24 protein-coding genes and 1 riboswitch are annotated in these 25,711 nt (G+C 62.1%); of the genes, 14 read left to right on the forward strand and 10 right to left on the reverse strand.

From position 1 onward, the window contains the following. Nucleotides 1-462: 462 nt before the first annotated feature. From IEW17_RS06010 to IEW17_RS06020, 3 genes are read left to right on the forward strand one after another with little or no spacing between them, the layout of a single operon-like run. Nucleotides 463-861, forward strand: coding sequence for a hypothetical protein (locus tag IEW17_RS06010; RefSeq protein ID WP_188561133.1), 399 nt, complete (start codon nucleotides 463-465; stop codon nucleotides 859-861). An 11-nt stretch (nucleotides 862-872) separates the two neighbouring features. Beyond that, entirely contained in the window at nucleotides 873-1,463 is a 591-nt protein-coding gene (locus IEW17_RS06015) for a YceI family protein (RefSeq protein ID WP_188561134.1), read from the forward strand. A 24-nt stretch (nucleotides 1,464-1,487) separates the two neighbouring features. Beyond that, nucleotides 1,488-2,405 carry a DUF5777 family beta-barrel protein gene (locus IEW17_RS06020; protein ID WP_188561135.1) on the forward strand — a complete coding sequence of 306 codons (918 nt, stop codon included), beginning with the start codon at nucleotides 1,488-1,490 and terminating at the stop codon, nucleotides 2,403-2,405. 93 nt (nucleotides 2,406-2,498) lie between these two features. Here the strand turns inward: IEW17_RS06020 and IEW17_RS06025 are convergent, their stop codons facing one another. The 3 genes from IEW17_RS06025 to IEW17_RS06035 form a co-directional block, all read right to left on the reverse strand. Continuing rightward, nucleotides 2,499-3,101 carry a NifU family protein gene (locus IEW17_RS06025; RefSeq protein WP_188561136.1) on the reverse strand — a complete coding sequence of 201 codons (603 nt, stop codon included), beginning with the start codon at nucleotides 3,099-3,101 and terminating at the stop codon, nucleotides 2,499-2,501. 150 nt (nucleotides 3,102-3,251) lie between these two features. Beyond that, complete coding sequence (gene aroC / locus IEW17_RS06030) at nucleotides 3,252-4,331, reverse strand: chorismate synthase (RefSeq protein ID WP_188561137.1); 1,080 nt, start codon at nucleotides 4,329-4,331, stop codon at nucleotides 3,252-3,254. 168 nt (nucleotides 4,332-4,499) lie between these two features. Further along, the gene (locus tag IEW17_RS06035; protein ID WP_188561138.1) at nucleotides 4,500-6,008 is read right to left on the reverse strand and encodes a BatD family protein; all 1,509 of its coding nucleotides are present in this window, start codon (nucleotides 6,006-6,008) and stop codon (nucleotides 4,500-4,502) included. Between the two features lie 272 nt (nucleotides 6,009-6,280). Here IEW17_RS06035 and IEW17_RS06040 point away from each other — a divergent pair, with 272 nt between their 5' ends. From IEW17_RS06040 to IEW17_RS06060, 5 genes are all read left to right on the forward strand, one after another. Further along, entirely contained in the window at nucleotides 6,281-7,039 is a 759-nt protein-coding gene (locus tag IEW17_RS06040) for a ferritin-like domain-containing protein (protein WP_188561139.1), read from the forward strand. A gap of 33 nt (nucleotides 7,040-7,072) precedes the next feature. After that, the gene (locus tag IEW17_RS06045; RefSeq protein ID WP_188561140.1) at nucleotides 7,073-7,954 is read left to right on the forward strand and encodes a ferritin-like domain-containing protein; all 882 of its coding nucleotides are present in this window, start codon (nucleotides 7,073-7,075) and stop codon (nucleotides 7,952-7,954) included. Nucleotides 7,955-8,125: 171 nt separating this feature from the next. Beyond that, the gene (locus IEW17_RS06050; protein ID WP_188561141.1) at nucleotides 8,126-8,863 is read left to right on the forward strand and encodes a ferritin-like domain-containing protein; all 738 of its coding nucleotides are present in this window, start codon (nucleotides 8,126-8,128) and stop codon (nucleotides 8,861-8,863) included. Then, on the forward strand, nucleotides 8,860-9,708 hold the full coding sequence (locus IEW17_RS06055) for a ferritin-like domain-containing protein (protein ID WP_188561142.1): 849 nt from the start codon (nucleotides 8,860-8,862) through the stop codon (nucleotides 9,706-9,708). The genes IEW17_RS06050 and IEW17_RS06055 overlap by 4 nt, the downstream gene beginning before the upstream one ends. Before the next feature lie 340 nt (nucleotides 9,709-10,048). Beyond that, a complete protein-coding gene (locus tag IEW17_RS06060; RefSeq protein ID WP_188561143.1) occupies nucleotides 10,049-10,243 on the forward strand; it encodes a hypothetical protein in 195 nt (64 codons plus the stop codon). Nucleotides 10,244-10,273: 30 nt separating this feature from the next. Here the strand turns inward: IEW17_RS06060 and queG are convergent, their stop codons facing one another. From queG to IEW17_RS06075, 3 genes are all read right to left on the reverse strand, one after another. Next, nucleotides 10,274-11,203, reverse strand: coding sequence for a tRNA epoxyqueuosine(34) reductase QueG (gene queG / locus IEW17_RS06065; protein ID WP_188561144.1), 930 nt, complete (start codon nucleotides 11,201-11,203; stop codon nucleotides 10,274-10,276). A gap of 91 nt (nucleotides 11,204-11,294) precedes the next feature. Continuing rightward, on the reverse strand, nucleotides 11,295-12,347 hold the full coding sequence (gene ruvB / locus IEW17_RS06070) for a Holliday junction branch migration DNA helicase RuvB (RefSeq protein WP_188561145.1): 1,053 nt from the start codon (nucleotides 12,345-12,347) through the stop codon (nucleotides 11,295-11,297). Nucleotides 12,348-12,571: 224 nt separating this feature from the next. Continuing rightward, nucleotides 12,572-12,919: an HIRAN domain-containing protein gene (locus IEW17_RS06075; protein WP_188561146.1), complete on the reverse strand. Its 348-nt coding sequence runs from the start codon at nucleotides 12,917-12,919 to the stop codon at nucleotides 12,572-12,574. 121 nt (nucleotides 12,920-13,040) lie between these two features. Here IEW17_RS06075 and IEW17_RS06080 point away from each other — a divergent pair, with 121 nt between their 5' ends. Next, complete coding sequence (locus IEW17_RS06080; protein WP_188561147.1) at nucleotides 13,041-13,400, forward strand: hypothetical protein; 360 nt, start codon at nucleotides 13,041-13,043, stop codon at nucleotides 13,398-13,400. A 92-nt stretch (nucleotides 13,401-13,492) separates the two neighbouring features. Here the strand turns inward: IEW17_RS06080 and IEW17_RS06085 are convergent, their stop codons facing one another. After that, the gene (locus IEW17_RS06085; protein WP_229748837.1) at nucleotides 13,493-14,728 is read right to left on the reverse strand and encodes an acyl-CoA dehydrogenase family protein; all 1,236 of its coding nucleotides are present in this window, start codon (nucleotides 14,726-14,728) and stop codon (nucleotides 13,493-13,495) included. 290 nt (nucleotides 14,729-15,018) lie between these two features. Between IEW17_RS06085 and IEW17_RS06090 the strand changes: the two genes are divergently transcribed. Next, nucleotides 15,019-16,092: an NAD(P)-dependent alcohol dehydrogenase gene (locus tag IEW17_RS06090; protein WP_188561148.1), complete on the forward strand. Its 1,074-nt coding sequence runs from the start codon at nucleotides 15,019-15,021 to the stop codon at nucleotides 16,090-16,092. A gap of 73 nt (nucleotides 16,093-16,165) precedes the next feature. On the opposite strand, the gene IEW17_RS06095 is transcribed toward IEW17_RS06090, so the two are convergent. Next, complete coding sequence (locus IEW17_RS06095; RefSeq protein ID WP_188561149.1) at nucleotides 16,166-18,652, reverse strand: TonB-dependent receptor; 2,487 nt, start codon at nucleotides 18,650-18,652, stop codon at nucleotides 16,166-16,168. A gap of 61 nt (nucleotides 18,653-18,713) precedes the next feature. Further along, a riboswitch (TPP riboswitch) is annotated at nucleotides 18,714-18,819 on the reverse strand. A 185-nt stretch (nucleotides 18,820-19,004) separates the two neighbouring features. Here IEW17_RS06095 and IEW17_RS06100 point away from each other — a divergent pair. Then, nucleotides 19,005-19,229, forward strand: coding sequence for a hypothetical protein (locus tag IEW17_RS06100; RefSeq protein WP_188561150.1), 225 nt, complete (start codon nucleotides 19,005-19,007; stop codon nucleotides 19,227-19,229). Between the two features lie 54 nt (nucleotides 19,230-19,283). On the opposite strand, the gene IEW17_RS06105 is transcribed toward IEW17_RS06100, so the two are convergent. Together IEW17_RS06105 and pnuC are read right to left on the reverse strand one after the other, a co-directional pair. Continuing rightward, nucleotides 19,284-20,738: an aldose epimerase family protein gene (locus IEW17_RS06105; protein WP_188561151.1), complete on the reverse strand. Its 1,455-nt coding sequence runs from the start codon at nucleotides 20,736-20,738 to the stop codon at nucleotides 19,284-19,286. Nucleotides 20,739-20,928: 190 nt separating this feature from the next. Beyond that, nucleotides 20,929-21,564: a nicotinamide riboside transporter PnuC gene (pnuC, locus tag IEW17_RS06110; protein WP_188561152.1), complete on the reverse strand. Its 636-nt coding sequence runs from the start codon at nucleotides 21,562-21,564 to the stop codon at nucleotides 20,929-20,931. A 72-nt stretch (nucleotides 21,565-21,636) separates the two neighbouring features. Here pnuC and IEW17_RS06115 point away from each other — a divergent pair, with 72 nt between their 5' ends. The 3 genes from IEW17_RS06115 to hrpB all read left to right on the forward strand — a co-directional run bounded on the left by IEW17_RS06115 (nucleotide 21,637) and on the right by hrpB (nucleotide 25,646). After that, nucleotides 21,637-21,969 (forward strand): rhodanese-like domain-containing protein, encoded by a 333-nt coding sequence (locus IEW17_RS06115; protein WP_188561153.1) that lies wholly within the window; start codon nucleotides 21,637-21,639, stop codon nucleotides 21,967-21,969. Between the two features lie 62 nt (nucleotides 21,970-22,031). Next, nucleotides 22,032-22,820, forward strand: a complete 789-nt coding sequence (locus IEW17_RS06120) for a YqjF family protein (RefSeq protein WP_188561154.1) — start codon at nucleotides 22,032-22,034, stop codon at nucleotides 22,818-22,820. A gap of 123 nt (nucleotides 22,821-22,943) precedes the next feature. After that, nucleotides 22,944-25,646 (forward strand): ATP-dependent helicase HrpB, encoded by a 2,703-nt coding sequence (gene hrpB / locus IEW17_RS06125; protein WP_229748838.1) that lies wholly within the window; start codon nucleotides 22,944-22,946, stop codon nucleotides 25,644-25,646. The last annotated feature ends 65 nt before the right edge of the window (nucleotides 25,647-25,711 follow it).

The following is a 25,711-nucleotide window of genomic DNA, read 5'->3' on the forward strand; positions in this document are numbered from 1 at the left end:
TCGTCATCGGCTACTATCTGCACTCAAGCTAATTCCCGGCTCGAAAAACCTATTGCTGCGGTGATGGGGGCAGGACATGGCCAAACCACAGCGCTCGCTACATCAGCTAAGCTAAACCATTCGAAGCCCCACGCTGTCAAGCTACTGGCAGCCTCCTCAGACGCATCCCGTTCCAGAACTATCAAAATAGCTTTCGCAGAAACCCATCGTGAGCAGGCAGCAAGCCAACTCGAAATTATTATTACCCCAGCACCACTGGTAGCAGTCCGCAGCGCTGCTATTGAATCATCAATATTGGCAGCAAAAACGCTAACGACTGAGGCACGGACCCGCAACTCAATAACCGCTGCCGGAAAGCGCGACCAAGCGAGAAACACCCTTTCGACATCCACGGCTTCCTCACGCTTAGCTTCGGGAAAGCGCCCTACTTACTTATTTGATTTTCATTACTAATCGATGTTTATGCCCCGTTTATTTCCGGCGCTGAGCCGAATACTGCTGCTGGGAGCTGTCGCCCTTTTGGGCAGTGCGGCCGGCTGCACCTATGCCAACGGCGACCAAGCCCCCATTGTGGTGCCTTGCGATGCGACCAGCCAAACCGTTACCTACGCCGGGGTAATCTCGCCCATTTTTGATGCCAATTGCCGGCAGTGCCATGCCAACAATGTGGCCTCTACATTGGGTGGAGGCGTTGCGCTCGGCGATTATCAGAGCATTAAGCGCTACGGAATCGTCGGCATACTGGGCTCCATCGAGCACACCCCAGGCTACCTCCCCATGCCCAAGGGCCGGGCCAAAATGGCGGAGTGCGACATTATCCGCATCAAGGTCTGGATGGCAGCGGGAGCACTTAATAATTAATTCTATTGCTTATGAAACGGCCTTTTTCGCTATTCCTAGCGGTGCTGTGGCTACTGAGCCTGAGCGCGGCGCACGCCCAAACCCGGTACCTGACCAAAACAGGGCACGTGTCTTTTTTCTCGGCTACGCCCATTGAGGACATCGACGCACGTAACCAGCAGGTGGCCGCTGTGCTCGATTTAGGCACCGGCCAACTGGCGTTTTCATTGCCCGTCAAAGGGTTCGTTTTTAAGCGCACCCTGATGCAGGAGCACTTCAACGAGAGCTACCTGGAGTCGGACAAGTACCCCAAGGCTACGTTTACGGGCCGTTTTGCCGGGCTTGATGCAGCCACGCTTGCCCTGCCCGGCCCCCACGCCGTGCAGGTAGCCGGCGACCTTACCCTGCACGGCGTGACGCGGCGCATTCTGGTGCCCGCCAGCCTGGAACTGCAGGGTGGCCAGCTGGTAGCCGCCGCCACCTTCATTGTGGCCTCGGCCGACTATGGCATCGAAATTCCACTACTCGTGCGCGACAACATCGCCAAGACCGTTACGGTGCGGGTAGACCTCACCTGTGCGCCGGTGCCAAGCGTAGCCGATGCGGCCCGCTCGCCGCGCTAGTTTCCCATCGTTTTCCACTGCTCTATGCTTCGCAATTTTTACACCCCTCATCTGGGCGCGGGCCTGCTGCTAAGCGGGCTACTGGCCCTGGCCACTCCCGCCCACGCCCAAACCGACCTGCTGGCGGACCTCGAAAAACAGACCGTCGACTCGACCAGGCGCGAGGTGGTGGCGGCCACGTTCAAGGGCACGCACATTATCAACGCGCAGTCCGTCGAAACGCCGGGGCAGGGCACGCTGGCCTTCCTCATTCAGCACCGCTTCGGCACGCTGAACAGCGGCGCGTACGAGTTTTTCGGGCTTGACCAGGCCGTGCTGCGCCTCAGCTTCGAGTACGGCCTCACCAACCGGCTGGCGGTGGGCGTGGGGCGTACCAACATCGACAAAACGTTCGATGGCTTCGTGAAATACAAGGCGCTGCAACAAACCACCGGCGCGCGGCCCATGCCGGTTTCGGTTACGCTGTTTGCATCGGCGGCCATCACCACGCTGCGCTTCACCGACCCCGCCGTGGAACGCAACACCGCTTCGCGGGTCGACTACGCTTACCAGGCCCTCATCGCCCGGAAATTCAGCCCCGGGCTGTCGGTGCAGCTCATGCCCACGCTCATTCACCGCAACTTCGTGGCCAACGCGGCCATGCAGAACGATGTGTACGCCATTGGGGCCGGCCTGCGCCAGAAGCTGACCAAGCGCGTGGCCCTCACCGCCGACTATTTCTACCTGTTGCCCGGCAACACCGCCCGCAATTACCGCAACGCCCTGGGCCTGGGCTTCGACATTGAAACCGGCGGCCACGTTTTCCAGCTGCATTTCACCAATGCCAAGGGCATGACCGAGAAGTTTTTCGTGCCCCAAACCGATGGCAATATTTTCAACGGCGACATCTACTTCGGCTTCACGGTAGCCAGGAATTTCACCATCAAATCGCAGCTGAAGTGAGTTAAAAGTTGAGAGTTAAAAGTTAAAAAAACCCTACCTGATTACTCGGATAGGGTTTTTTTAACTTTTAACTCTCAACTTTTAACTCATTCCCTACACCGTGATGCCTTCGGCTACTACGCTCTGCACCTCGGGCACCATGCGCTTCAGCAGGTTCTCGATACCGGACTTCAGGGTGACGGTGGCCGAGGGGCAGCCGGAGCACGAACCCTGCAGGTTCACGGTCACGACGCCTTCGTGGTAGCTTTTGAAGGTGATGTTGCCCCCGTCCTGCTCCACGGCGGGACGCACGTAGTTGTCGAGCAGGTCGATGACTTTCTGGGCAATCTGGCCGTCCTGCTGGGTGGGGTCGCCGGCGGTAGCGGCCTGGGCGGCCTTCTGCTCAGCGGCGGGGTCCACCAGGAAAATGGGACCACCGGCTTCCACGTAGCTTTTCAGAAACTGGCGCAGCTCGGGGATGAGCTGGGTCCAGGCTAGCGCGGGCTGGCTTTTGGTGATGGTAACGAAGTTCTGGGCGATGAACACGCGGCCCACGTAGTCGAATCCGAATAGCTCCTGCGCCAGCGGCGAGTTGGCGGCGGCTTCGAGATTGGGATAATCTACGCTCACGCCATCGACCAGCAGGTTCGAGTTGAGGACAAACTTCATGCTCTCCGGGTTGGGAGAGGCTTCGGCGTAAATGGAAACGGCGGACATATAGCTAGTAGTTAATGGTCAGTGATTAACGGTCAGTTTCACAAATGGCTCATTGCCTCCCGGTTTCAACCGAACAACAAGCACCTGACCATGCAAAGGTACAACCGCGACCGGGCCGCGGAGGTTGCAAATGTACCTACATTGATTGAGTTAAACCCGGTTGGCCCGGGCGCGCAGCAGCAGGTCGGCCAGCACGAGCTGGGTCATGGCCTCCACGATGGGCACGGCGCGGGGCAGCACGCAGGGGTCGTGGCGGCCGCGGCCCACCAACGTAACGGCCTCGCCCTGGTCATTGATGGTTTGCTGGGGCTGGAGCAGCGTGGCTACGGGCTTGAAGGCGACCCGGAAATAAATGTCCTGGCCGTTGGAAATGCCGCCCTGGCTGCCGCCGCTGTGGTTGGTGCGGGTGCGCACCGCGCCGGCCGCGTCGGTATAAAATTCGTCGTTGTGCACCGAGCCCGGCAGCTGCGTGCCCGCAAAGCCGGAGCCAAACTCGAACCCCTTCACGGCATTGATGCTGAGCAGCGCGTGGCCCAGCACGGCGGGCAGCTTATCAAACACGGGCTCGCCGAGGCCAGCGGGCACGTTGCGGGCCACCCCCGTGATTACGCCGCCCACGGTGTCGTGCGCGGCCTGCGCGGCCCGAATGCGCGCTTCCATCAGCGCGGCGGTTTCGGGGTGGGGGCAGCGCACCAGATTGGTATCGATGAGACTCAAATCCAGGGATTCGTAGCCCATGGGCACTTCTATTTCGCCCACCGCCGAAACGTAGGCCACCGTATCGATGCCAAAATGCGCCAGCAGCCGCGCGGCCACGGCCCCGGCCGCCACGCGGGCGGCCGTTTCGCGGGCCGAGCTGCGGCCCCCGCCCCGGTAGTCGCGGCGGCCGTACTTGGCGTCGTAGGTGTAGTCGGCGTGGCTGGCGCGGTAGGCGTTCGCAATGTGCGAGTAGTCGTCGGAACGCTGGTCGGCGTTGGGGATGAACAGGCTGATGGGCGTGCCGGTGGTCACGCCCTCGAACAGCCCCGACTGGATATGCACCGTGTCGGCCTCCTTGCGCGGGGTGGTCAGGTCGCTTTGGCCGGGCCGGCGGCGGTCCAGCGCGGCTTGAATGTGGGCCGCATCCACGGCCACACCAGCCGGGCAACCGTCGATAATGACGCCGATGCCCGCCCCGTGCGACTCGCCAAATGTGGTGATGCGAAAGAGAGAGCCGAAGGTATTGGACATGGGTTGAGATTGCGGAAAATTAGTTTTTAATTACGAGCCAACTGTCATCCTGAGCTTGCGAAGGACCTTAGCAGGTCAGCACGGTTTTGCAGTAATCCTACTTAACATTGCAGCGGCACAAGGTCCTTCGCAGGCTCAGGATGATAATCGGCCCGCACCACCGCAAAACTACTGCCGCCGCCCGGCCCGCCACCAGCCCACGCCTGCCACGGCCACCAGCCCCACCAAGAGCCAGTCGGCGTAGCGGCGCACGTCGCGGTACACGTCGAGCGACTGCATCGTCGTGTCGGCCTGGGCCAGCGCGGGGCCATAGAAGGGGTCGGCCTCCGGCCTGGGCAGCGGGGCCGCTGCGGCTACCACGCCGCGCACCATTGGGCGCAGGCCGGGCCGCAACGTGTCGTAGCGGCCCGTGGCAGGATTAAATACGATGAACTGCAACAGGCTGTCGAGGGGCAGCAGGCCGGGCCGCCGAGCCACCAGCCGGTAGCGAAACAACTTGCGCCCGCCCCCGGGAGTGGGGTTCTCGCGCACTTCGGGCCCGTACACTTCCAACCCGGGCCACGGAGCTATGGGCGGAGCCAGCACCGCCGACAAGTTGCCCTGGCCTTCCACCCCAAAGGAATAAGTGAACGACTCCCCCACCCGGAAACTGGTCCGGCTGATGGCCTCCACGGCCCGGTAGCTGCCCACGGCGGCCACTCCGCGCCGGGAAGCGTCGGGCAGGGGCCGCACCTGCACCGTGACGCCCGGCGACAGAAAGGTTTTGTAGCCCGCCAGCCGATTGTCCTGGCCAGCTTCGGGCTTTTTCAACACTTTGAATTTCACCATGGTCAGGGCCAGGGGCGGAAAGCGCAAGGGCTGGGCCGTAAGCGGATAGTACACGTTTTCGGCCAGGCGAAAACGCAGGTAGCGCTGGCCCCGGTAGCGCACCGAATCGGGCGTGACGCTGGCTTCGGGACCGGGCTCCTGCCAAGCCGTGGGCTGGTGCAGCTCGTGCAGCAGCGGCGGCAGCTGGTCGTCGAAATCGTGAAAGGCCAGCAGCTCTTGGTCGGTGGGCAGCAGGTAAAAGTAGAGGCCCACCCGCACACCTTGGCCCACAAACACGCTGGGGCGGTCGGCCACCACGGCCATAAAGGCGTGGTCGGGCACTTCCTGGTACAGCACGGGCTTGGGCTTGCCAAACAGCTTGTCGAGGTCGCCCACGGCTTGCAGGGGTGCCGTAGGGTTGGCGGGCTTGGTGAGCGCCGTGGGATTTGCGGGTGCGGCCGGCCCCACCCGCACGGTGGACCCGCTGCTGCGCAGCACCACCCCATTCACCGTCAGCTGAAACGGTTTGATGACGTACTCACCCTCGCCGTAGGGCACGTAGCGTTGGGTAATGGTAAGGTCGGCAAAGCGGCGGCCCTGCACGATGCGCGTAGTGGTGGTGCTGGTTTTTCCACTTTTCTTAAAGCCTTCCAGCTCCGGAAAATCAGAATACCGGCCCAACGTACCGCCACGCAGCCGAAACCCCAGTGTGAATACGCCCGTTACGAGCAACGTAGCCGGCCCGGGCACCAGCGCCACGTCGGGCGGGACGGGGGTGGTGGGCACCGGTTGAGGCGGCGTTTGGGCCCGGTTGCTCACCGGCTTCAGCAGGCCCAGCAACAGTATAGTAACCGCCCAAAATCTCCCCATAGCCACCCGATAATTAGCCCCTTTGAAAGTAGCGCTAAACGCTTCAATGCGCCTTTCCGACAAAATTACAATTCCTTATTTATAAGTAAGCAACGATTCAATAAGTGAAAAATACGGGTTCACTGAATCCTTTTGCACCTCAAGTACCGTATCTGCCCACGAATCACCCTATCGGGGCTGACGGCTGCTGCGCAAATCGGGCTTCGGTGCCGCTTGTAATTTGACTGTTTCCCCCAATTATTTTCAATTTCTCACTTAATCACACCACGCTCATGTCTGATAAAATTCAGCCCCGCGGCTCCGACGATACCACGTTCGCCCAGCCGCTGTACACGCCCATCAAGCGCCGCTCTTTCTTCATGTATGCCGGTGCTACGGCCGGTGCTACGGCTCTCGTGCTCGCGGGCTGCAGCGACGACAATGAGGATGTTGCTCCCAACAACGGCATCCCCCTCGGCGCTGGCGACGTCGGTGTGCTCAACTATGCTTACGCCCTGGAGCAGCTCGAAGCCGCTTTCTACGCGCAGGTAAAAGCCCTGACTCCGGTTGGTGGAACTGGCCTTGCGCAGATTGAGAAAGATTATTTCAACGAAGTGGCCGCGCACGAAGCTATTCACCGCGACTTTTTTAAGGCGGCCATCAACCGTGATGCCCCCGGCAAGATTCTGCAGAACCTGACCCCAAACTTTACCAATATTGACTTCACCAAGCGTCTCAAGTCGGCTTCCGACACGAGACTGGGTGTGCTCGATGCCGCCAAAGCATTCGAGGACCTTGGTGTAGCCGCCTACAACGGCGCGGGCAAGCTCATTAAAACGCCTGCCTACCTGGTTATTGCTGGACAGATTGTATCGGTGGAAGCCCGCCACGCCGCTTATGTGCGTGAACTGGTGACGCCGGGCTCGTTTGCCTCCGACGACATCGTGGACCGCGTCTCCGGCCTCGACAAAGCCATGACGCCAGTGGACGTCATCGCCGCGGCTCAAGGCTTCATCATGGAGAAGCTCGACGCCAGCACGGTCGGCAAATAATCTCCCTTCCCTCACTTGTAATCAACTTTTGTTATGGATTTCTTCAAAATAATTGACCAACTTTCGGAAGTGGATGCCGATGTGCTAGGCCGCTTCGATTCGCGCCGCGCCGTATTCGGTTCGCTGGGCACTGCCGCTAAGCGTTCGGCTTTGGCTGCCGCTCCATTGTTCCTGGGTGCATTGTTCCAAAAGGCCTACGCTGGTACTACCGCCACTCCGGTTGAAGTGCTGCAGTACGCCTTGGCCCTAGAGCTGTTCGAGCAAGACTTCTACAAGAAGGTGCAGGCTTCGGCCCAGTACACGACGGCTTCGGCGGCCGACAAGGCGGCCATCGACCAAATCAAGCGGCACGAAGACGCGCACGCCACGCTGTTGGCCGGTGCTATTCGGGGCCTCGGCGCTGTGCCAGTAACTGGTGTTACGTTTAAGCAAGCAGCATTTGCAGGCTTGGTTACTTTCAAAACTGGTCCGGCTGCCACCACCCAGCTCGGTGTTGCCCAGCTGCTGGAAGACACCGGCGTACGTGCCTACAAAGGCCGCGCCGGCGAACTACTCGGCACCGACCTGCTGACTGTGGCACTGCAAATTCACTCGGTAGAAGGCCGTCACGCGGCCAAAATCCGCGGCATGCGCGGTCAGCGCGCCTGGGTGAACCCTGCCGATGACCTGGCGGCTCACCCCGTGTACACGAGCGGCGTAACTGCCGGCTCGACTCCTGGAGCATTCGGTCTCGTGGTTCCACCTTACACGGCTGCTAGCCCACGTGAAGACAACACCGTGCAGTCGAACGTGCCCATCACCACCGGCTTGGGTACCCCTTACACGGCTGCTGATGCACAAGCCTCGTTCGATGAGTTCCTGCAGGTTGCTGAGGTGCTCGACAACTCGCGTGCAGGCATATTTATTGGCGCCTAATTGTTGATTGCCCCAATTTTTAGGGTAACATATTCTGATAAAGCCGGTTCCGCGCATGCGGGACCGGCTTTGTTTTTTAGGGCTTTGCAACCAATGGATGGGCAACGAGTACCTTTGTAGCGGCCGCGCCCCGACGTACGGGGCAAGCAGGCTGGCTTGATTAACCTACGGATGTCTGACCACAACTTATTGCCCGCCTGGCGGGAACAGTCGCTGGGGCGACGCGTGTTTTTGCGGGTTTCGGCGGCCTCGGCCGCTACGGTGGCCCTGGTAGCCGCGGGCTGCACCACCACTACACCAGAGCCGGTGAAAGTGGACCCCTACCTGCTCTCACCGCTACCTGCCGGCGATGTGGGGCTATTTTATTTCGCCTACCTGCTGGCCATTGCCAAAGCCACTATCTTCCAGAAAGTGGCCGATGCCCCGCCCACCGATTTCACCGCCACCGACCGCGCCGTGTTTACCGACCTGCGCGACCATGAGGTTATTCACCGCGAGCTGCTTCGCCGCTTCCTCGACCCCAAAGGTGAGGTAGCGCTGCTGCCCGCTGATTTCGCTTTTTCGCTGACCTCGCTCTCCCTCACTACCCGCGCCGGAGCGCTGGCCGCGGCCCAGCAGTTCGCCGACCTGGCGGCGGCCGTTTATCCCACGGTTCTGCCGCTGTTCAGCAGTGCCAACCTACTCCCCCGGACGCTGCTGCTCAAAATGTCGTCGGTACACGCCCGCCACGCCGCCACCCTGCGCAACTTGCGCACGCCCGGCACCTTTGCCGCCGACGACGTAGTGCTCACGACCGGGGTCTTGGCCGGCCAGCTCCGCACCAAAACTCCCCTCGAAGTGCTGGCCGTGCTGGCTCCCTTCTTCGCGCCGTATGTTATTTCTGCTGGCAATCTGCCACTTCCTATATGAAGCTGATTTCCCTTCTTGACCAACTGGCCGCGGCTCCGGCCACGACGGCCACGCCCCGGCGGGCCCTGCTTCAGCACTTGGGCCGCGCCGCAGTAGCGGCCCTGCCCTTGGCGGCGGCCCTGCCCGCCGCTGCCAGCACCAACGACACCGCGTATGATGCCCTCACGCAGCTGCTGCTGCTCGAGCGGCTGCAGCTGGCCTTCTATACCCGGGCCTTGGCGGTTCCCGGCCTCATTCCCACCGCGCAAACGGCCGATTTCCAGCGCCTGCGCACCCATCAGGAGCAGCACGTCACCTTCCTGACCCAGGCCCTGCAAGGTGCCGGCTCGTTGGTGCCAGCGCTGCCGGCGTTCGATTTTAGCGGCCGGCGCAGGGTGGCCTCCAACCCGGAGCTGTTTCCAAACGTGTTGAGCGACTACGACGCTTTTCTGGCCCTGGCTCAGCAGCTGGAGGACCTGGGCGTACGCCTTTACAAAACCCACGCCTTCGCCGTCGTTAATGACCTGCAGCTCACGCTTGCCGTGTTGCGCCTGCACCCCGTCGAGGCCCAGCATTCGGCGCATGTGCGCGGGCTGCGCCGTGGACGTGGCGTAGTGGTAGAGAACTGGCCCAGCGACTCCGATGCCGCGATTACGCGGCCGGCGGCCGCCCAGATTCTCACCACCGCCGCTACTGGCGGCGAGGAAAACATCTTACAATACCAGACGCCAGGCAAGCCCATTGTGTTCAGCGACTTTCTACTTATCCGCGACAACACGGCCATTCACGATTCGGCCCTGCCCGAAGCGTTCGATGAGCCCGTGAACAGCGCCATCGCGCAGGCTGCCCTGAACCTGTTTTTCTAAACCTACCCGACCAGCTGCCGCATCACCGTTATTTCGCGGCTATATCCCTCTGATTATGGCTAGTACAACAGCTGTTCAGGCTTATACAATCCGATTTTGACAACCTCATGTACCCAGCATTAAGCAGGCGGGTACAAAATTCTGGCCTTTTGCAGCGAGAGAGTAGCCCTGGCTACTCTCTTTGCGTATCCGGGTAGTTGGCTGGGCTCCATTAGGCCCGGCAGCCGCGGAAGCGTCGCCCCGTTTTCGTATCTTTCATATACTAATTCCGTCCAGACTCCCCTACTGGGTATGGCCCGGCATTGTTACCTATTCTTTCACCGTCCTCATTTCCCTTCCGATGCTAGACTACGTGAAAATGATTTTGTTGAAGGTCAGCTTCAACAGAGCACTGTTTGAAAAAGAACTCCGCAAGGCCCTCAAAGTGCTTGTCCCAACCGATATGCCGGATTTTCGCAGCTGGTGCTATCAGCAGTTTGGCCGTATCTATCGGCGCGTGCTCAAGCGCGTGTTTGGCGAGCTGCAATTGGGCTAGCTGCCTAAGTCACGGCCTGTGCCGTAGCCGTTATTCCAGTACAAACTTGATGTTGCGTTTCAGGCCCTCATAGCCTGTGCGCTTCACGGCCGACTGGCGGAATAGCTCCGTAAATAACTCGTGGGTAATTTCGCGCCAGTCACCGGGAGTCAGGTCTTTCAGGCCAGGCGCGGGGTTGAACTGCGGCTCATTGTGCGGCTTGCTGAAGCGGTTCCACGGGCACACGTCCTGACAGATGTCGCAGCCGAATACCCAGCTGCCGAACTGCCCGGCTACCTCGGTCGGAATCTGGTCCTTGAGCTCAATGGTGAAGTAGCTGATGCACTTGCTGCCATCCACCACGTACGGTTCCGTTATGGCTTGGGTGGGACAGGCATCCACGCACTTGGTGCAGGTGCCGCAGTAGTCCCGGATGGGCCCGTCGGCGGGTAGCTCCACATCCACAATCAGCTCGGCGATGAAGTAGAATGAGCCAGCACCGGGCGTTATCAGATTCGAATTCTTGCCCACCCAGCCGAGGCCCGATTTTTTGGCCCAGGCCTTGTCCAGCACCGGAGCTGAGTCGACGAAGCAGCGCCCGCCGATGGCCCCAATTTCGGCTTCCATGTCGGCCAGCAGCAACTTCAGCTTGTCTTTGATGACGAAGTGGTAATCCCGCCCGTAGGCGTATTTACTGATTTTGAGGGTGTCGTCGGGCTGCTGGGTTTCGGGCGCGGGATAGTAGTTGAGCAGCAGCGAAATCACCGATTTGGCACCATCCACCAGCAGGCGCGGGTCGAGGCGCTTGTCGAAGTGATTTTCCATGTAGCCCATTTTGCCGTTCATGCGGCGCGTGAGCCAGGTTTCGAGACGCGGGGCTTCTTCTTCCAGAAATTCCGCCCTGGAAATGCCGCAGGCCATAAAGCCCAGCTCCGCCGCGCGACGCTTAATGAAAGAGGCCCATTGGGACTGGGGAAGCATGGGCAAGGGGTAATGGAACTGCAAAGAAACAGGAAACGCGCCGCTGGGGGCGGCGCGTTCCGTTGGGTTGTCGAGACGCATACTTGCGTCTCTACGCCGTTATCTCATCGAATAAGCTACCCGAGTTACCGCGCATGTGCTGCGGCAATAACCGCCCCAGGTGCTGATAAGCCGCTTCGGTGGCCTCCCGACCCCGCGAGGTGCGCTTGATGTAGCCCTCCTGAATCAGGAACGGCTCGTACACTTCCTCAATGGTTTCGCCCTCTTCGCCGCAAGCCGTAGCAATAGTGCTGATACCCACCGGGCCACCCTTGAACTTGTCGATGATGGTAGTCAGGATGCGCTTGTCCATGTCGTCGAGGCCGCGGGCATCCACATCGAGAGCATTGAGGGCGAACTGGGCGATTTCGACCGTGATGGTGCCATCGCCCTTAATCTGGGCAAAGTCCCGGGTGCGGCGCAGCAGGTTGTTGGCAATGCGGGGCGTGCCCCGCGAGCGGCGGGCGATTTCGAAGGCCGCGTCGTCGTGAATGGGCGTGCCCAGAATCTCAGCCGAGCGCAGTACAATGGTAGTCAGCAGCTTGGAGTCGTAATACTCCAAACGGGCTGATATGCCGAAACGAGCCCGCAGCGGAGCCGTGAGCATGCCCGAGCGCGTGGTAGCGCCCACGAGCGTGAAGGGCGACAGCGAAATCTGCACCGAACGGGCATTCGGACCCGAATCGAGCATGATGTCGATGCGGTAGTCCTCCATCGCCGAGTACAGGTACTCTTCCACCACGGGGTTGAGGCGGTGGATTTCGTCGATGAATAGCACATCGTGCGGCTCCAGGTTGGTGAGCAGGCCGGCGAGGTCGCTGGGCTTGTCCAGCACCGGGCCGCTGGTCATCTTAATACCGGAGCCCAACTCGTTGGCGATGATGTGCGAGAGGGTGGTTTTGCCCAGGCCGGGAGGGCCATGCAGCAGCACGTGGTCGAGGGCATCGCCGCGCATTTTGGCGGCGGCCACGAAGACTTTCAGGTTTTCCAGAATCTTTTCCTGACCCGTAAAATCGTCGAAGCTCAGGGGCCGCAGGGCCTTGTCGATGTCCTTGTCGGTCGCATCGAAGTGCTCGTTGTCGCCGGTGAGAAAGGCTTCGCGCATAAATATAGTTGCTAAAATTATTGGTCGTTGCTTGCTAAGCAGATGAGTAACTTATTTGGAAGCAAAAAAGCTCCTTTTGCACGTATTATTTGACCGTCATGCCGAGCGCAGCCGAGGCATCTCGCGTGGGGCAGTAACTCAAGCGATTGGTTTACCTGAGCACGCGAGATGCCTCGGCTGCGCTCGGCATGACGGTCTTTTTTGGTTAGACGAAACGCCTTAAGCTACTCGTGCAGCAGCACTTCAATATCAAGATGGAGCCAATCGGTTTCCCAGGATTTGTGATTGAGGCGGGCCGAAAGGTGCTTGCCGGCATCGAGCAGGCGGGCCACGGTTTCGTTGCGGCCCTCGGGCAGGTAGCCGAGCCACACGTTGGCCGGGTCGGTGGCGGGAGCAGTGTGGACTTGCACGGCCCAGTCGTCGTAGTGGCTATCGGCCTCGCGGGTGAGCAGCAGGGCCTGACCGACCTTTAGCTCGGGCTCGTATTTCTCCAGATTGGGACGGTGCGAGGTGCCGGCCACAAGGCATTCGAGCAGCACGAGTGGTTCGGTAGCAGAAACGACTTTCATCATGGGACCAAATTACGGCACGGGCGGCGGGTTTTGGTTGCACCCAGTGCTTGCGCTCAAAGCCGCACAGCCCCGTTCTGATTATGTTGCGCCATCGTTTCACCCCCTTCCTTCTTCAAATCTTATGAAAAAAGTCTTTCTCTCCGCCGCCTTGGCGCTGGCCGTGGCTGGCTCGTGGGCGTTTTATCCGAAAGCGGCGGCCGAGCCAGCGGGATATATGATGGTTGTTAGCAACGTTCCACTTTTAGGCAGCGGCATCACGCTAAACACATTCACCAGCGACGGACAACGGGTTGAAACCCTGGTGCCGTTTACCAAAATGCGGTATAGGTTTACTGACCTGCACTCGGCCGAAGTGTTGAAGCTAAACCAGCTGCGGCGCGAAGGGTGGCGGATAATCAGCACTTCCTCTATCCCGACCTCGACTAGCGATGAGGGCAACATATTTTCCACCGAAACGACTTACGTGTTGGAAAAAAACTAATACCTGCTATTGAGCAAAAACGGCCGCTCCATTGCGGGAGCGGCCGTTTTTCGTTCTGGGCAGCACAGGCTAGAGCATGTACTACAAATAGCTTATTTAAACGCCTGAATGCCGGTAATATCCGCGCCCGTAATCAGCAGGTGAATGTCGTGCGTGCCTTCGTAGGTCACCACCGATTCCAGGTTCATCATGTGGCGCATGATGGGGTACTCACCCGTGATGCCCATGCCGCCGTGAATCTGGCGGGCTTCGCGGGCCACGTGCAGGGCCATTTCGACCGAGTTGCGCTTGGCCATGCTGATTTGGGAACTGGTGGCCTTGCCTTCGTTTTTGAGCACGCCCAAACGCCACACCATCAGCTGGGCTTTGGTGATTTCGGTAATCATCTCGGCCAGCTTTTTCTGCTGGAGCTGGAAGCCGCCGATGGGCTGGCCGAACTGCTCGCGCTGGAGCGAGTATTTCAGGGCCGACTCGTAGCAGTCGATGGCCGCGCCGATGGCGCCCCAGGCAATGCCGAAGCGGGCCGAATCGAGGCAGGAGAGCGGACCGCGCAAGCCGTCGATGTTGGGCAGGATGTTCTCTTTGGGGATTTTTACGTCCTCAAACACCAGCTCGCCGGTGGTGCTGGCGCGCAGGCTCCACTTGTTGTGGATTTCGGGCGTGCTGAAGCCTTCCATGCCGCGCTCGACGATAACGCCCTTGATGCGGCCCTGCTCATTTTTGGCCCACACCACGGCCACCTGGCACTCGGGCGAGTTCGAAATCCACATCTTGGCCCCGTTCAGCAGGTAATGGTCGCCCATGTCCTTGATGTTGGTGGTCATGCCGCCGGGGTTTGAGCCGTGGTCGGGCTCGGTGAGGCCGAAGCACCCCAGCCACTCGCCGCTGGCGAGCTTGGGCAGAAACTTATGGCGCTGCGCTTCGGAGCCGTAGGCGTAGATGGGGAACATCACCAGCGAGCCCTGCACCGAGGCGGTGGAGCGCATGCCGGAATCGCCGCGCTCGATTTCCTGCATGATGAGGCCGTAGCTGATGTAATCCATACCGCCGCCGCCGTATTCCTGCGGGATGGTGGGACCGAAGGCGCCCACGTCGCCAAACTTGCGCACGATTTCGCTCGGAAAATGCGCGTCCTGCGCCCATTTTTCGATGTTGGGGCTGATTTCCTTCTTCACGAAGTCGCGGATGGACTGGCGGATGAGCTTGTGCTCCTCGGTCAGCAGGCCGTCGAGGTCGAAATAATCGGTGAAGCCGTTGGCGTTGGTGCTGCCTTTTTGGGCGGTGTGGGCTTTAGCTTCGGGGGAGAGAACGTCGGCTTCGGAGGACATGGGCGGGGGTTGTGGGTGGGGTGGGAGTTTCGGCAAAGATAACAGGCGCAGGGAGGGCGCGGTTCGGTGGGCTTGCGCCAATTTGTTGTGGCCGAAACAATTACTGGCAATCAAGCAGTACCGAAGCGCTACGGGGGAGGTTGGCGCTTTAAGAACGCATCCGGGGCGCGATGGGGCCAACCCCAGCGGGTGAATATCGTTATAAAAAGGGCTGATGACATGACAGTTAGCTGCTTGCGGCACGGGTTTTTCATTCATTTTCTTCACCCTCCCTTTTCCAGTACCTTCCCATGGACATAACTAAAACCAAAGCCTACGGCGCTACGAATTCCGTTTTTAGTGGCTTGTCGGAAATGGAAATCGAACGCCAGGCCCCCAAGGCCGACGAGGTGCACATCGATATTCTCTACTGCGGCGTGTGCCATTCGGACCTGCACCAAGTGAAAAACGACTGGCACAACACGATTTATCCCTGCGTGCCCGGCCACGAGGTGGTCGGCCGCATCAGCGAGGTGGGCAGCGCCGTAATTAAGTTCCGGGTGGGCGACGTGGTGGGCGTGGGCTGCATGGTTGACTCGTGCGGCGTGTGCCCATCGTGCCAGCAAAAGGAGGAAAATTACTGCGAAGGCCCCGTGGGCTGGACGGCCACTTACAACGGCTACATGAAGCCCGCCAACGAGGATTTCAACACCTTCGGCGGGTATTCGACCAACATGACGGTGAAGGAATCTTTCGTGCTGCGCATTCCGGAGGGCCTCGATATTAAGGCGGCGGCCCCGATTCTGTGCGCCGGCGTGACAACGTACTCGCCGATGAAGCACTGCAACGTGGGCCCCGGCCAGCACGTGGCCGTGGTGGGCATTGGCGGGCTGGGCCACATGGCCGTGCAGATTGCGCGGGCGCTGGGCGCCACGGTTACGGCCATCACCCGCAACCAGGACAAGCAGGCCGCAGCCGAGAAGCTGGGGGCCCACGAAGTGCTGATTTCGACCGATGCGGCCGCCATGAAGGCCCATGAGCTGAAGTTCGACTTCATTATCATCACCATCCCCGATGCCTTCGACGTGAACGACTACGTGACGCTGGTGAAGCGCGACGGCGTGCTTACGACCGTGGGCCTGCTCGGGCCTTATAAGTCGGCCATCAACAACCAAGAGGTGGCCATGCACCGCCGCACGATATCGGGCTCGATTATCGGCAGCATCGCGGAGACGCAGGAAGTGCTGGACTTCTGCGTCAAGCACCATATTTTGCCCGAGGTGGAAATGATTCCGATGCAGGACATCAACAAGGCGTTCGATAAGATGATGGACGAAGAAGTGCGCTTCCGGTACGTCATCGACATGGCCTCGCTGAAAAAATAAACCGCCGCCGCGCTACACACAAAAAGCCCCGATTCTGAGCAGAATCGGGGCTTTTTGCTTTGGATTTCGGATACTAAAACTTCACGCCGACCGAGGCCAGGAAATTGCGCGTGGCCTGCGGGTAGTAGTAGTTGAAGTTTTCCTGGCGGCCGCTGGCACCCACGTAGCCGTAGGTGTAGCCGTTGGCCACGTATTCGCGGTTCAGCACGTTGTTCACCAGCAGGCCCAGCTCTATTTCCTTCACAAACCTGGGGTGCAGGGCGTAGCGCAGGCGGAAGTCGAGCACCTGGTAGGGCGCGATGCTGCGGCTGGAGGTGGCCGTGTTGTCGAGGTACTGGCGGCTCACGGTTTTGTAGAGCAGGGCCGCGCGCAGGCCTTTGAGGGGCTGGCCTTCGAGGGTGTGGGCCGACACCACGGCGGGCGAATAGGAAATGGTGGTGGTGCGCGGGGCGGCTTCCACGCGGTCGAAATCGGCGTTGTAGGTCACGTCGCGATAGTCCCGGATGCGGTTTTGGCTCAGCGTCAGCGTGCTGCTCAGGCTGATGTTGTCGTTGGCCGACACCGCGCCGGTCAGCTCGACGCCGGTGCGGTAGCTGCGGGCCACGTTGGTGCGCAGGGCGGTGCCCACGTCGTTCAGCTGGCCGGTGGCCACCAGCTGGTTGCGGTAGTTCATGTAGAAGTAGTTGGCTTCGAGGCGCAGGGCCGTGCCCGCGCCCAGGAAGGCCGCGTCGGGCCGGTTGAGGCGGTAGCCGCCCTCAAAGTCGTGCAGGCGCTCGGCCTGGGCGGGCGGGCTGCCGGCGGGGCGGTCGGTGAAGTCGGAACGCACGGGCTCGCGCTGGCCCACGGCAAAGCTGGCGTAGAGCTGCTGGCCGGCGCCCAGGGCAAAGGTGGCGCCGGCTTTGGGGTTGAAGAAGGTGTAGCGGGCGCGGGTGGCCACGTCGTTCTGGTCGTCTTCCACCCCGGCCAGGGCGTAGTCGATGTGGCGCACCTGCACGTCGCCGTACACGCCCAGCCGGGGCAGCACCTGCCAGGTGGCGCGGGCGTAGGCGTTGTAGTCGGTTTTGGTGGCGTCGTTGAAGTAGTAGCGGTGGCGGATGGTGCCGTTGGAGGCATACTGCGCCCAGATGACCTCGCCGTAGTGGTCGTTGTTGAAACGGTTCCAGGCGCCGCCCAGCGTGGCCTGAAAGGCCTCGTGGGCCTTGGGCTGGTAGTTTAGGGCGAAGGTGCCGCCGTAGAAGTAGTTGTCCAGCCACTTGCGGTCGATAAGGTCGGTGCGCGTGATGGTCTGGCCGCCAATCACCACGTTCTGCAGGCCGTAGTTCACCAGTTTGCGGCGGGCGCGAAAGCTCTCGTAGTACCCGAAGCCGCGCGTGAGGTGCAGCGCCGCCCCCAGGTTCCAGTCGGCGCCCAGGCCCTGCGAGAGGTGCAGCTGGTAATGGTTCTGCTGGTAGTTGTCGGTCTGGTTGTCGTAGGTGAAGTAGCTGTAGCGGCGGCCTTCCTGTAGCAGCCGGGCCGCGTTGGCGGCGCTCAGCTCGCCGTTGTCCACGTACACCTGCAGCTGGGCGCGGTCGCCGGTAAGGGCCGGCTCGGGCACACCATACCAGGCCTGGTAGGTCTTTTCGCGCCCCGAAAAGGTGATGAACTTCAGCTGGGTGTTCTTGGCCTGGTAGCCGGCAGCGAAGTAGTAGGACTTCAAATCCGACGCCGCCCGGTTCATGTAGCCGTCGCTGGCAATGCGCGAGAGGCGCCCGTCCACCGTGAAGCGCCCGTTCACCAGCCCGGTGCCGAACTGCACGGTATTTTTCCACGTGTTGAAGGACCCGTACGTGTTGTTGGTTTCGGCGTAGGCCTCGCGGCGGTTGTCGAGGGTGCTGATGTTGAGGCTGGCCCCGAAGGCCGCCCCACCGTTCTGGCTGGTGCCCACACCCCGCTGAATTTGCAGCGAATTGATGGACGAAGCCAGGTCGGGCAGGTTCACCAGAAACGCGCCGTGCGACTCGGGGTCGTTCAACGGCACGCCGTTGATGGTCATGTTGATGCCCGTGTTACTGGTGCCCCGGATGCGCAGGTCGGTGTAGCCCACGCCAGCCCCCGCGTCGGAGTTTACCACCACCGAGGGCGTCTGGTCGAGTAAGTAGGGCAGGTCCTGGCCGAAGTTGCGCTTGGCCAGGTCTTCCCGGCCCAGGTTGGTGTAGGCCGTGGCGGTGCGGTCGTTGGCGCGGGAAGCGGTTACGAGGGCTTCGCCGGTGAGCACGCCGCCGGGCGTGAGGGAGGCGTTCAGGCGCTGCGCATCGGCCTGGCCCTGCACCTGGCGCAGCTGCTGCTCGTAGCCCAGAAAAGTGACGCGCAACTCGTGCGGGCCCGCTGGCACGGCGGGCAGAGCGAAGGCCCCGGCGGCATCGGTGCTGCCACTGGCCGCACCATCAAGGAAAATGGTGGCCCCGGGCAGCGCCCCGCCCGTGCGGGCATCGGTAATAGTGCCGGACACGGGGCCTTGTGCCCACGCCGGCGCGGCGGCCAGCGCACACAGCGCCGCCCCCGCGAGGAGTACAGTTTTCAAAAAGATTATGGCGTAAAAAAAGGAACGCGCCGTCGCCCCAGGGGTCGGAGCGGCAGCGGAAACGTCCGCGGATTGTTTATTCCCTTCGCCGGCATTATCCGGTTCAGGTTCGATGGGTATCATCTCAGCCGATATTGTGCACAACATCAGCACCCCTAAACATGGCGCAAAGGTAAGCCTGCCGGGTCATTGCGCCCGTAATTTCTGCCTGGAAATTGGGGGAATAATCGGCGTAACATTCCGATTACCTTGGCGGTTTGCTGACTGTCAGTTAATTTAGGGACATAGTCCGGCACACTGCCGGGTCCGGGACTTGCCACCGCAGGTCAGCACAGTATCAGCCACACTCGCCATGTTCAGCTTAGTCTACGCCCTTGCTTTCTGCGCCTTTTTCGTGTTTGTGCTCGTGTTGCCCCGCCGTCGCCGGGTATTGCCGCCCCCGCCGCCGCCCACCGGCGACGATGACGGCGGCGAACCCCACGACCCGGGCCTGCCCGACCTCGACCTGCCGCCCGGCATTTCGCGCCCCATCAACGATTGGGAGCCCGACTACAACAACCGCCGAGTCGAGATTTGATTGGGCCGGCCGTCATTGCCACGTTTCGTTGCGCTCCACTCGCCATGACAGACGCTAGCCAACTTCCATAGAGTAGTTGGCCGAGAATGACTGCCCGGGAGCCAGCGTCATAATTCCTTCTTTCTCGTGGAGCTCACCGGGCTCGCCGGTAGGGCTGGCCACTCCGTGCCAGGGTTCCACGCACACAAAGCCCGCACCCGGGCCTTTGGTCCAGAGTCCCAAGTAGGGAAAGCCATCGAAGCGGAAGCGCACAAAGCGCGCCGACTTGCGCGAGCGCAGCGTGAGGCGCGTAAAATCGTAGTGCTTAAACACCAGGGCGTCATCAGCAAATAGCCCGTAGCTGAGCGGCAGTTCCGCCGCCTGACTCATCACCGGAGCGGTGTTGCCCGTGAGCAGACCGCCCTGCAACAGGTGCCGCTCCAGGGTCACGGGGTGGTCGAAGGCAAAATAATAATCCTCGAAAGTCTCATCTGGCAGCAGCGGGCAGCGCACCGCCGGATGCGCCCCAATGCTGAAGAGCAGCGGCTGGTCGGGGGCGGGGTTGCGCACGTCCCAGCGCACGGTCAGCAACCGGTCGCGCAGCGTGTAGGTGATGATAAGCTCGAAAGCGAAGGGAAACACAGCCCGTGTAAACTCGTCGTGCTCTAATCGAAACACCAGCTCGGTGGGGCTGTGCTGCAGCACGGCAAACTGCTGGTCGCGGGCAAAGCCGTGCTGCGGCAGCTTGTAATCGCGGCCCTGGTGCTGGTAAGTATCACCGGGCAGGCGGCCCACCAGCGGGAACAGCACCGGCGCGTGCCGGCCCCACACGGCCGGGTCGCCGGGCCAAATATATTCGAGGCCGTCGGCGGTGGTAAGCAGGCTGGTGAGCTCGGCCCCGTGGCGGGCAAACGTGGCGCGGCACTGCGGCGTGCTCAGCGTGTAGTGGGTGGGGGGCGATGCAGGCATGATTTTTTCGGGGGCCGTCGGCAAGGCTGGGGCATTGCGTAGCAGCTCATCAATCAGGTAGCAGGCGTGGGCAAAGCGGCGGTCGGGGTTGCCGGTGATTTCGGCAAAGTTGGACATTCGCTCCCGCAGCTCGCGCTGGTAGAGGTCGTAGAACTGCTGGCGCAAATGCGGGTGCTCGCGCAGCGGGTCGGGCTGCCAGGGCAGGTCCACACTCATAAGCAGCACCAGGTCGTACTGCTGCTGGTCGATGCATTTAAGTATCCACTCCGGACAGTTGCCGAACGAGTGCTCGTACCAGATTTTAATCACCAGCAAGTCCGTATCGAAGAAAACGATGCGGTGGGCGCGGGCCTCGGCCCCGGCCTCGGCCGCCAGCTGGCCACGGGCTATTTTCTCCAGGTCGCCGGGAGAATAATGCGGGCCAACATCGGCCAGGTATTCGCGGGCAAACTCGGGGGCGAAAGCCGTGCCGTAGTGCGCCGCCAGCCGGGCAGCCAGCGTCGATTTGCCCGTGGATTCCGGGCCGGTAAGGGAAACGCGCAGCAACTTGGGTGGGTGCAAAAAAAGGCGGTGGAGAAAGCAGAAGTACGCTACAAGCCGCCAGAAACGCATTATTGGGCGGGAATAATGCAGGCAACCTTGGCGGCTACACGGCCGCAAAGGTTGCACACTGATGTGCTTTAACCTCGCAAGCGCAAAAGGCCCAGCGGCGTACCGGCCACCGGGGGCCGCTACCGGCCGCTACCAACCGCTACCGGCCCCCGGGCGCTACCAGTGCCATTTCGCGCCGCCATTGCCAGTAGCCGTAGGCGGCGAGGCCCAAAAACACGAGGTACAGGCCGCTGGTCAGGTAAAGCTCGCGGTGCCAGTACATGCCCACGTAGGCCACATCGACACCAATCCAAAGCAGCCAGTTTTCGATGTTGCGCCGCGAAAGCAGCACCTGCGCCACCAGGCTGATGGCCGTAGTGGTGCTGTCCCAGTAAGGCAGGGCCGCATCGGTGTGGGAGAACAGGAAACCCGCCCCCAGCGCATAGACCAGGCCCGCGCCCGCCAGCCCCAGCGCCAGCCGCCCAGGCGTGCGCCTGATGGGCACTGCAGGCCCATCGGTGACCGCCGAGCCCCGCGCCCATACTATCCAGCCATAAATTGCCAGCGCGATAAAAGCCACCTGCAACCCGGCATCGGAATAGAGCCGTGCGCGACCAAACACCACCAGGTACAGCGCGCAGCTGACGATGGCCAATGGGAAATTCCAGACCGAATTTCGGGCCGCCAGCCACACGCAGGCGATGCCCGTGACCACGCCGGCAACTTCGAGCGGGTCGGTAGTTTGCACGGCGGCCAGGGCAGCCGTCAGGAAGTCAGAAAAGAAATATGCGGCCAAATTCAGTGGAGATAAACGAAGCCGCAAGGTAGAGCCCAAAGGGGCTAAATTTGCCCCATAATCCCCCCGTAAATGGAAACCGCTCCGCTGGAAATCACTGCCGAAGAACTCTCCCACCGCCTGCAAGCCGGCGACGACCTCCAGCTGGTGGACGTGCGCGAAGAGATGGAATTCGACTACTGCCACCTGCCCGGCAGCCTGCTCCTGCCACTGGATGAGGTGCCGCGCCGCGCCGCCGAAATCCGCCTCACGGGCCCGGTGGTGCTTATTTGTCACCACGGCGTGCGCTCGGCCCACGCCACGGCCTACCTGCGCCAGCACCTGGGCCGCACCAACGTGCTGAACCTGCGCGGCGGCGTGGCCGCCTGGGCCGCGCGCGTCGACCCGGCCTTTCCAACGTATTAAGCGGGCGACGGCAGCCACTTGCCGGGGCCAGCTGTTATGCTGCCACATTCCGCCTGCTGCCCATGCCCGATTTTCTCCCAACTCCCACCCTGCCCGCTACGGTAGCTGCCCCCACCCTCGCCCAGCGCCTGGCTTTGCGCGAGCGCCCCGCCGGTACGCCCATCATGCGCCAGGACTGGAGCGAGCTGCTGTTTCTGCACTGGCCGGTGCCGGCCGAGCTGCTGCAGCCCTACCTGCCGCCCCGCCTTCAGATTGATACCCACGACGGCATGGCGTGGCTGGCCATCGTACCGTTTCGCATGTCGAAAGTCCGCACCCGCATCAGTCCGCCTGTGCCGGGAGCCAACGTGTTTCTGGAGCTGAACGTGCGCACCTACGTGCATCTGGACGGCGTGCCGGGCGTGTGGTTTTTCTCGCTCGACGCTGCCAACCCGCTGGCCGTGTGGGCGGCGCGCACGTTTTTCAACCTGCCCTACCTGCGCGCCACCATGCGCCTCGACGAGCCCGGCCCGGAGCTGCGCCAGTTCACGGCCACGCGCACCCACTCGGGTGTGGCACCCGCCATTTTCCGCGCCACCTGGAAGCTGGGGCCGCCCCTCCCGGCGGCCGAGCCCGGCTCGCTGGCCTTTTTCCTTACCGAGCGCTACTGCCTCTACGCTAGCAACAAGGCCCAAACCAAGCTCTACCGGGGCCGGGTGGCGCACGCGCCATGGCCGCTCCGCACGGCTCAAGTGCTGCACCTGGAATCAACCCTGATTGAAAGCCAGGGCCTGCCTACGCCCGCTGGCGAGCCCGTGGTGCACGCCGGTAGTCCCGTGAGCGTGGAGCTGTGGCCCATGCGCCGGGTGTGAATTCGGCCACAATTCAGTTATTTTTAACCGCGAGCACGCTTTTACCACCAGCCTCCCGCCCGCCCGGGCGCTAGGCAAGCCACAGTCCGGCGGCTGCCACGATGCGGGGCGTAATTTTGGTCGGTGAACCCCGCCTTCGTCCTGCCGCCTCTTCCCAACCTGCCCATCCTGGCGGCGCTGCCCGCGCTGCGGGCTGCGCTGGCCACCAACAGCCGCGTGGTACTGGAAGCCCCGCCCGGCGCGGGAAAAACCACCGTGGTGCCACTGGAGCTATTAGCTGCCGAATGGCGTGCGCCCGAGGACAAAATCCTGCTGCTGGAACCGCGCCAGCTGGCCGTGCGCGGAGCTGCCGCCCGCCTGGCCCAGCTACTGGGCGAGCCCGTGGGCCGCACCATAGGCTACCGCGTGCGGCTCGACAGCAAGGTGAGCAAGGAAACCCGCGTGGAAGTCATCACCGAAGGCATTCTGACCCGGATGATTCAGGACGACCCGGCGCTGGAAGGGGTGGCGGCCGTGGTGTTCGATGAATTTCACGAACGGAGTTTGAATGCCGATTTGGGCCTGGCCCTGGCGCTGGATGCGCAAGCCGTGCTGCGGCCCGAGCTGCGTATTCTCATCATGAGTGCCACGCTGGAGGCGCAACGGCTGGAGCAATGGCTGCCCGCGCCGGTGGTGTCGTCGGCCGGTTTTCTGTTTCCCATTGATACGCACTACCTCGACCCGCGCCGGGCCTCGGCTTTGCCTAACAAGGCCAATGAACGACTAGCTGAGCTGGTGCCCGCCCAGGTGCGCGCTGCGCTGAGCGCTCACGCCGAGGGTGATATTCTGGTGTTCCTGCCCGGCGTGGGCGACTTGCAGCGCAGCGCCCGCAAGCTCACCGACTCGCTCCCCGACCACGTCGACCTCCATTTGCTGCACGGTGAATTACCGCTGGAGGTGCAGGATGCCGCGCTGCGCCCCGTGGGCGGCGGGCGGCGCAAGGTTATCCTCGCCACCAGCATTGCCGAAACCAGCCTGACCATTGAGGGCGTGCGGGTGGTGATTGACGGCGGCTTTGCGCGGGTGCCGCGCTTTGTGCCGCGCACGGGCTTCACTACCCTCGAAACCGTGCCCGTGGCCCGCGCCGCCGCCGACCAGCGCCGGGGCCGCGCTGGCCGCCTGGCCCCCGGCACCTGCTACCGCCTCTGGACCGAAGCCGAGCACCATAACCTGCCCGCCCACCGCCCTCCCGAAATCCACACCGCCGACCTCAGCAGCCTCGCGCTGGAGCTGGCCCTCTGGGGAGCGGCCACGCCCAACAGCCTGCGCTGGCTGGACGCGCCACCCACGGCCGCTTTTGCCCAGGCCCAAGAGTTGCTGTTACGGCTGGGCGCGGTGTCGGAGTTAATTAAAAATGAGGCCCTTGAAAAATCTTCAGCATCACCAAAACCCGATGCCGAACAAGCCATTTTTAATTCCTCCCTAAAGCCCACGGCCCACGGCCGGCAGCTGGCCGCGCTGGGCCTGCCGCCGCGACTGGCCCACCTGGTGGTGCGCGGACAGGAATTGGGCCACGGCGCGGCGGCAGCTTCCTTAGCGGCGCTGCTGGCCGAGCGCGACCTGCTGCGCTGGGCCGCCACCACCGATACGCGCCCTTCCCCGCCCGACCTGCGCTTGCGCCTTGAGGCGCTGGCCAGCGGCCGGCCGCCTTTGCCGGGCCTGGCGTTGCACCACGCCACGCTGCAGCGCGTGCGCGACGTGGCCCGGAACCTAACCAGCCGCTTGGGCAAGTCTGCCAATTCTCTCAGCCACTCCGTTGCCCAGGCGCCGGTGGGCCTGCTTACGGCGCTGGCCTACCCCGACCGGCTGGCCCAGCGCGAAACCCACGACCGGCTGCGCCTCGTGACCGGCCAGCGCGTGAGCCTGAATACGACGGATGTAGACCCCCAAGCCACCTTTTTTGCGGTGGCCCACCTGGCGGGCACGGCTTCGGCTCCGCGCGCTACCCTGGCCGCGCCGCTGGACCAAGACGAGCTGGAGCTGGCTTTTGCCGACCAGATTACGACTACCGAAGAAGTGCGCTACGACCCCACGGCGCAACGCGTAACGGGCCGACGTGTGCGCCGCCTGGGAGCCCTGTTGCTGGATGAGAAAGTCATCGGCCAGCCCAATCCCGAACTGGTGGCGCACGCCCTGCTCGCGTACTTGCAGGAAGCGGGCCTGAGCAAGCTAAACTGGACGGCCGGGGCCCAGCAGCTGCAACAGCGGCTGGAGTTTCTGCGGCGGCACTTCTCCAGCGCAACCGCTGATTCAACCCAAGTATCCAACCACGAATCAGCAGCTGAAACCTGGCCGGCGTTCGACGACCAAACCCTGACCCTGGAACTAGCCGACTGGCTGGGCCCGCACCTCACCGGCCTCAGAACCCTGGCCGACGTGCAGCGCCTCGACCTAATGGAGCCGTTGCTCGCCCGCCTGCCCGGCGGCTGGAACCAGCGCCAAGCCCTCGACCGCCTAGCCCCCGCCGCGCTGGAAGTGCCCAGCGGCTCGCACATCAGCCTGGACTACAGCGACCCCGCTGCCCCGGTGCTGGCCGTGAAGCTCCAAGAGCTGTTCGGCCTCACCGAAACGCCTGCCGTGGCGGGCGGACGCGTGCCCCTGCTGCTACACCTGCTTTCGCCCGGCGGCCGGCCGGCGCAAGTGACGCGCGACCTACGCAGCTTCTGGGAGAAAGGCTATTTCGAGGTGCGTAAAGACCTCAAAGGCCGCTACCCCCGACACCCCTGGCCCGACAAGCCGATGGAGCACATTCCGACCAAACTGACCAAGAAGCGGTTAGGCCAGTAGACCTTGGTCGTGCTAGTTTCGCCGTTCACCGGGAATTTTCGGATTATTTAGGTAACAATTACGTA

Source organism: Hymenobacter frigidus, from assembly GCF_014640435.1.
Taxonomy (GTDB): Bacteria; Bacteroidota; Bacteroidia; order Cytophagales; family Hymenobacteraceae; genus Hymenobacter; species Hymenobacter frigidus.

Coding starts and splice junctions, on each gene's coding strand:
- IEW17_RS06010 (WP_188561133.1), top strand. CDS start 463: ATGCCCCGTTTATTTCCGGCGCTGAGCCGAATACTGCTGCTGGGAGCT.
- IEW17_RS06015 (WP_188561134.1), top strand. CDS start 873: ATGAAACGGCCTTTTTCGCTATTCCTAGCGGTGCTGTGGCTACTGAGC.
- IEW17_RS06020 (WP_188561135.1), top strand. CDS start 1,488: ATGCTTCGCAATTTTTACACCCCTCATCTGGGCGCGGGCCTGCTGCTA.
- IEW17_RS06025 (WP_188561136.1), bottom strand. CDS start 3,101: ATGTCCGCCGTTTCCATTTACGCCGAAGCCTCTCCCAACCCGGAGAGC.
- aroC (WP_188561137.1), bottom strand. CDS start 4,331: ATGTCCAATACCTTCGGCTCTCTCTTTCGCATCACCACATTTGGCGAG.
- IEW17_RS06035 (WP_188561138.1), bottom strand. CDS start 6,008: ATGGGGAGATTTTGGGCGGTTACTATACTGTTGCTGGGCCTGCTGAAG.
- IEW17_RS06040 (WP_188561139.1), top strand. CDS start 6,281: ATGTCTGATAAAATTCAGCCCCGCGGCTCCGACGATACCACGTTCGCC.
- IEW17_RS06045 (WP_188561140.1), top strand. CDS start 7,073: ATGGATTTCTTCAAAATAATTGACCAACTTTCGGAAGTGGATGCCGAT.
- IEW17_RS06050 (WP_188561141.1), top strand. CDS start 8,126: ATGTCTGACCACAACTTATTGCCCGCCTGGCGGGAACAGTCGCTGGGG.
- IEW17_RS06055 (WP_188561142.1), top strand. CDS start 8,860: ATGAAGCTGATTTCCCTTCTTGACCAACTGGCCGCGGCTCCGGCCACG.
- IEW17_RS06060 (WP_188561143.1), top strand. CDS start 10,049: ATGCTAGACTACGTGAAAATGATTTTGTTGAAGGTCAGCTTCAACAGA.
- queG (WP_188561144.1), bottom strand. CDS start 11,203: ATGCTTCCCCAGTCCCAATGGGCCTCTTTCATTAAGCGTCGCGCGGCG.
- ruvB (WP_188561145.1), bottom strand. CDS start 12,347: ATGCGCGAAGCCTTTCTCACCGGCGACAACGAGCACTTCGATGCGACC.
- IEW17_RS06075 (WP_188561146.1), bottom strand. CDS start 12,919: ATGATGAAAGTCGTTTCTGCTACCGAACCACTCGTGCTGCTCGAATGC.
- IEW17_RS06080 (WP_188561147.1), top strand. CDS start 13,041: ATGAAAAAAGTCTTTCTCTCCGCCGCCTTGGCGCTGGCCGTGGCTGGC.
- IEW17_RS06085 (WP_229748837.1), bottom strand. CDS start 14,728: ATGTCCTCCGAAGCCGACGTTCTCTCCCCCGAAGCTAAAGCCCACACC.
- IEW17_RS06090 (WP_188561148.1), top strand. CDS start 15,019: ATGGACATAACTAAAACCAAAGCCTACGGCGCTACGAATTCCGTTTTT.
- IEW17_RS06100 (WP_188561150.1), top strand. CDS start 19,005: ATGTTCAGCTTAGTCTACGCCCTTGCTTTCTGCGCCTTTTTCGTGTTT.
- IEW17_RS06115 (WP_188561153.1), top strand. CDS start 21,637: ATGGAAACCGCTCCGCTGGAAATCACTGCCGAAGAACTCTCCCACCGC.
- IEW17_RS06120 (WP_188561154.1), top strand. CDS start 22,032: ATGCCCGATTTTCTCCCAACTCCCACCCTGCCCGCTACGGTAGCTGCC.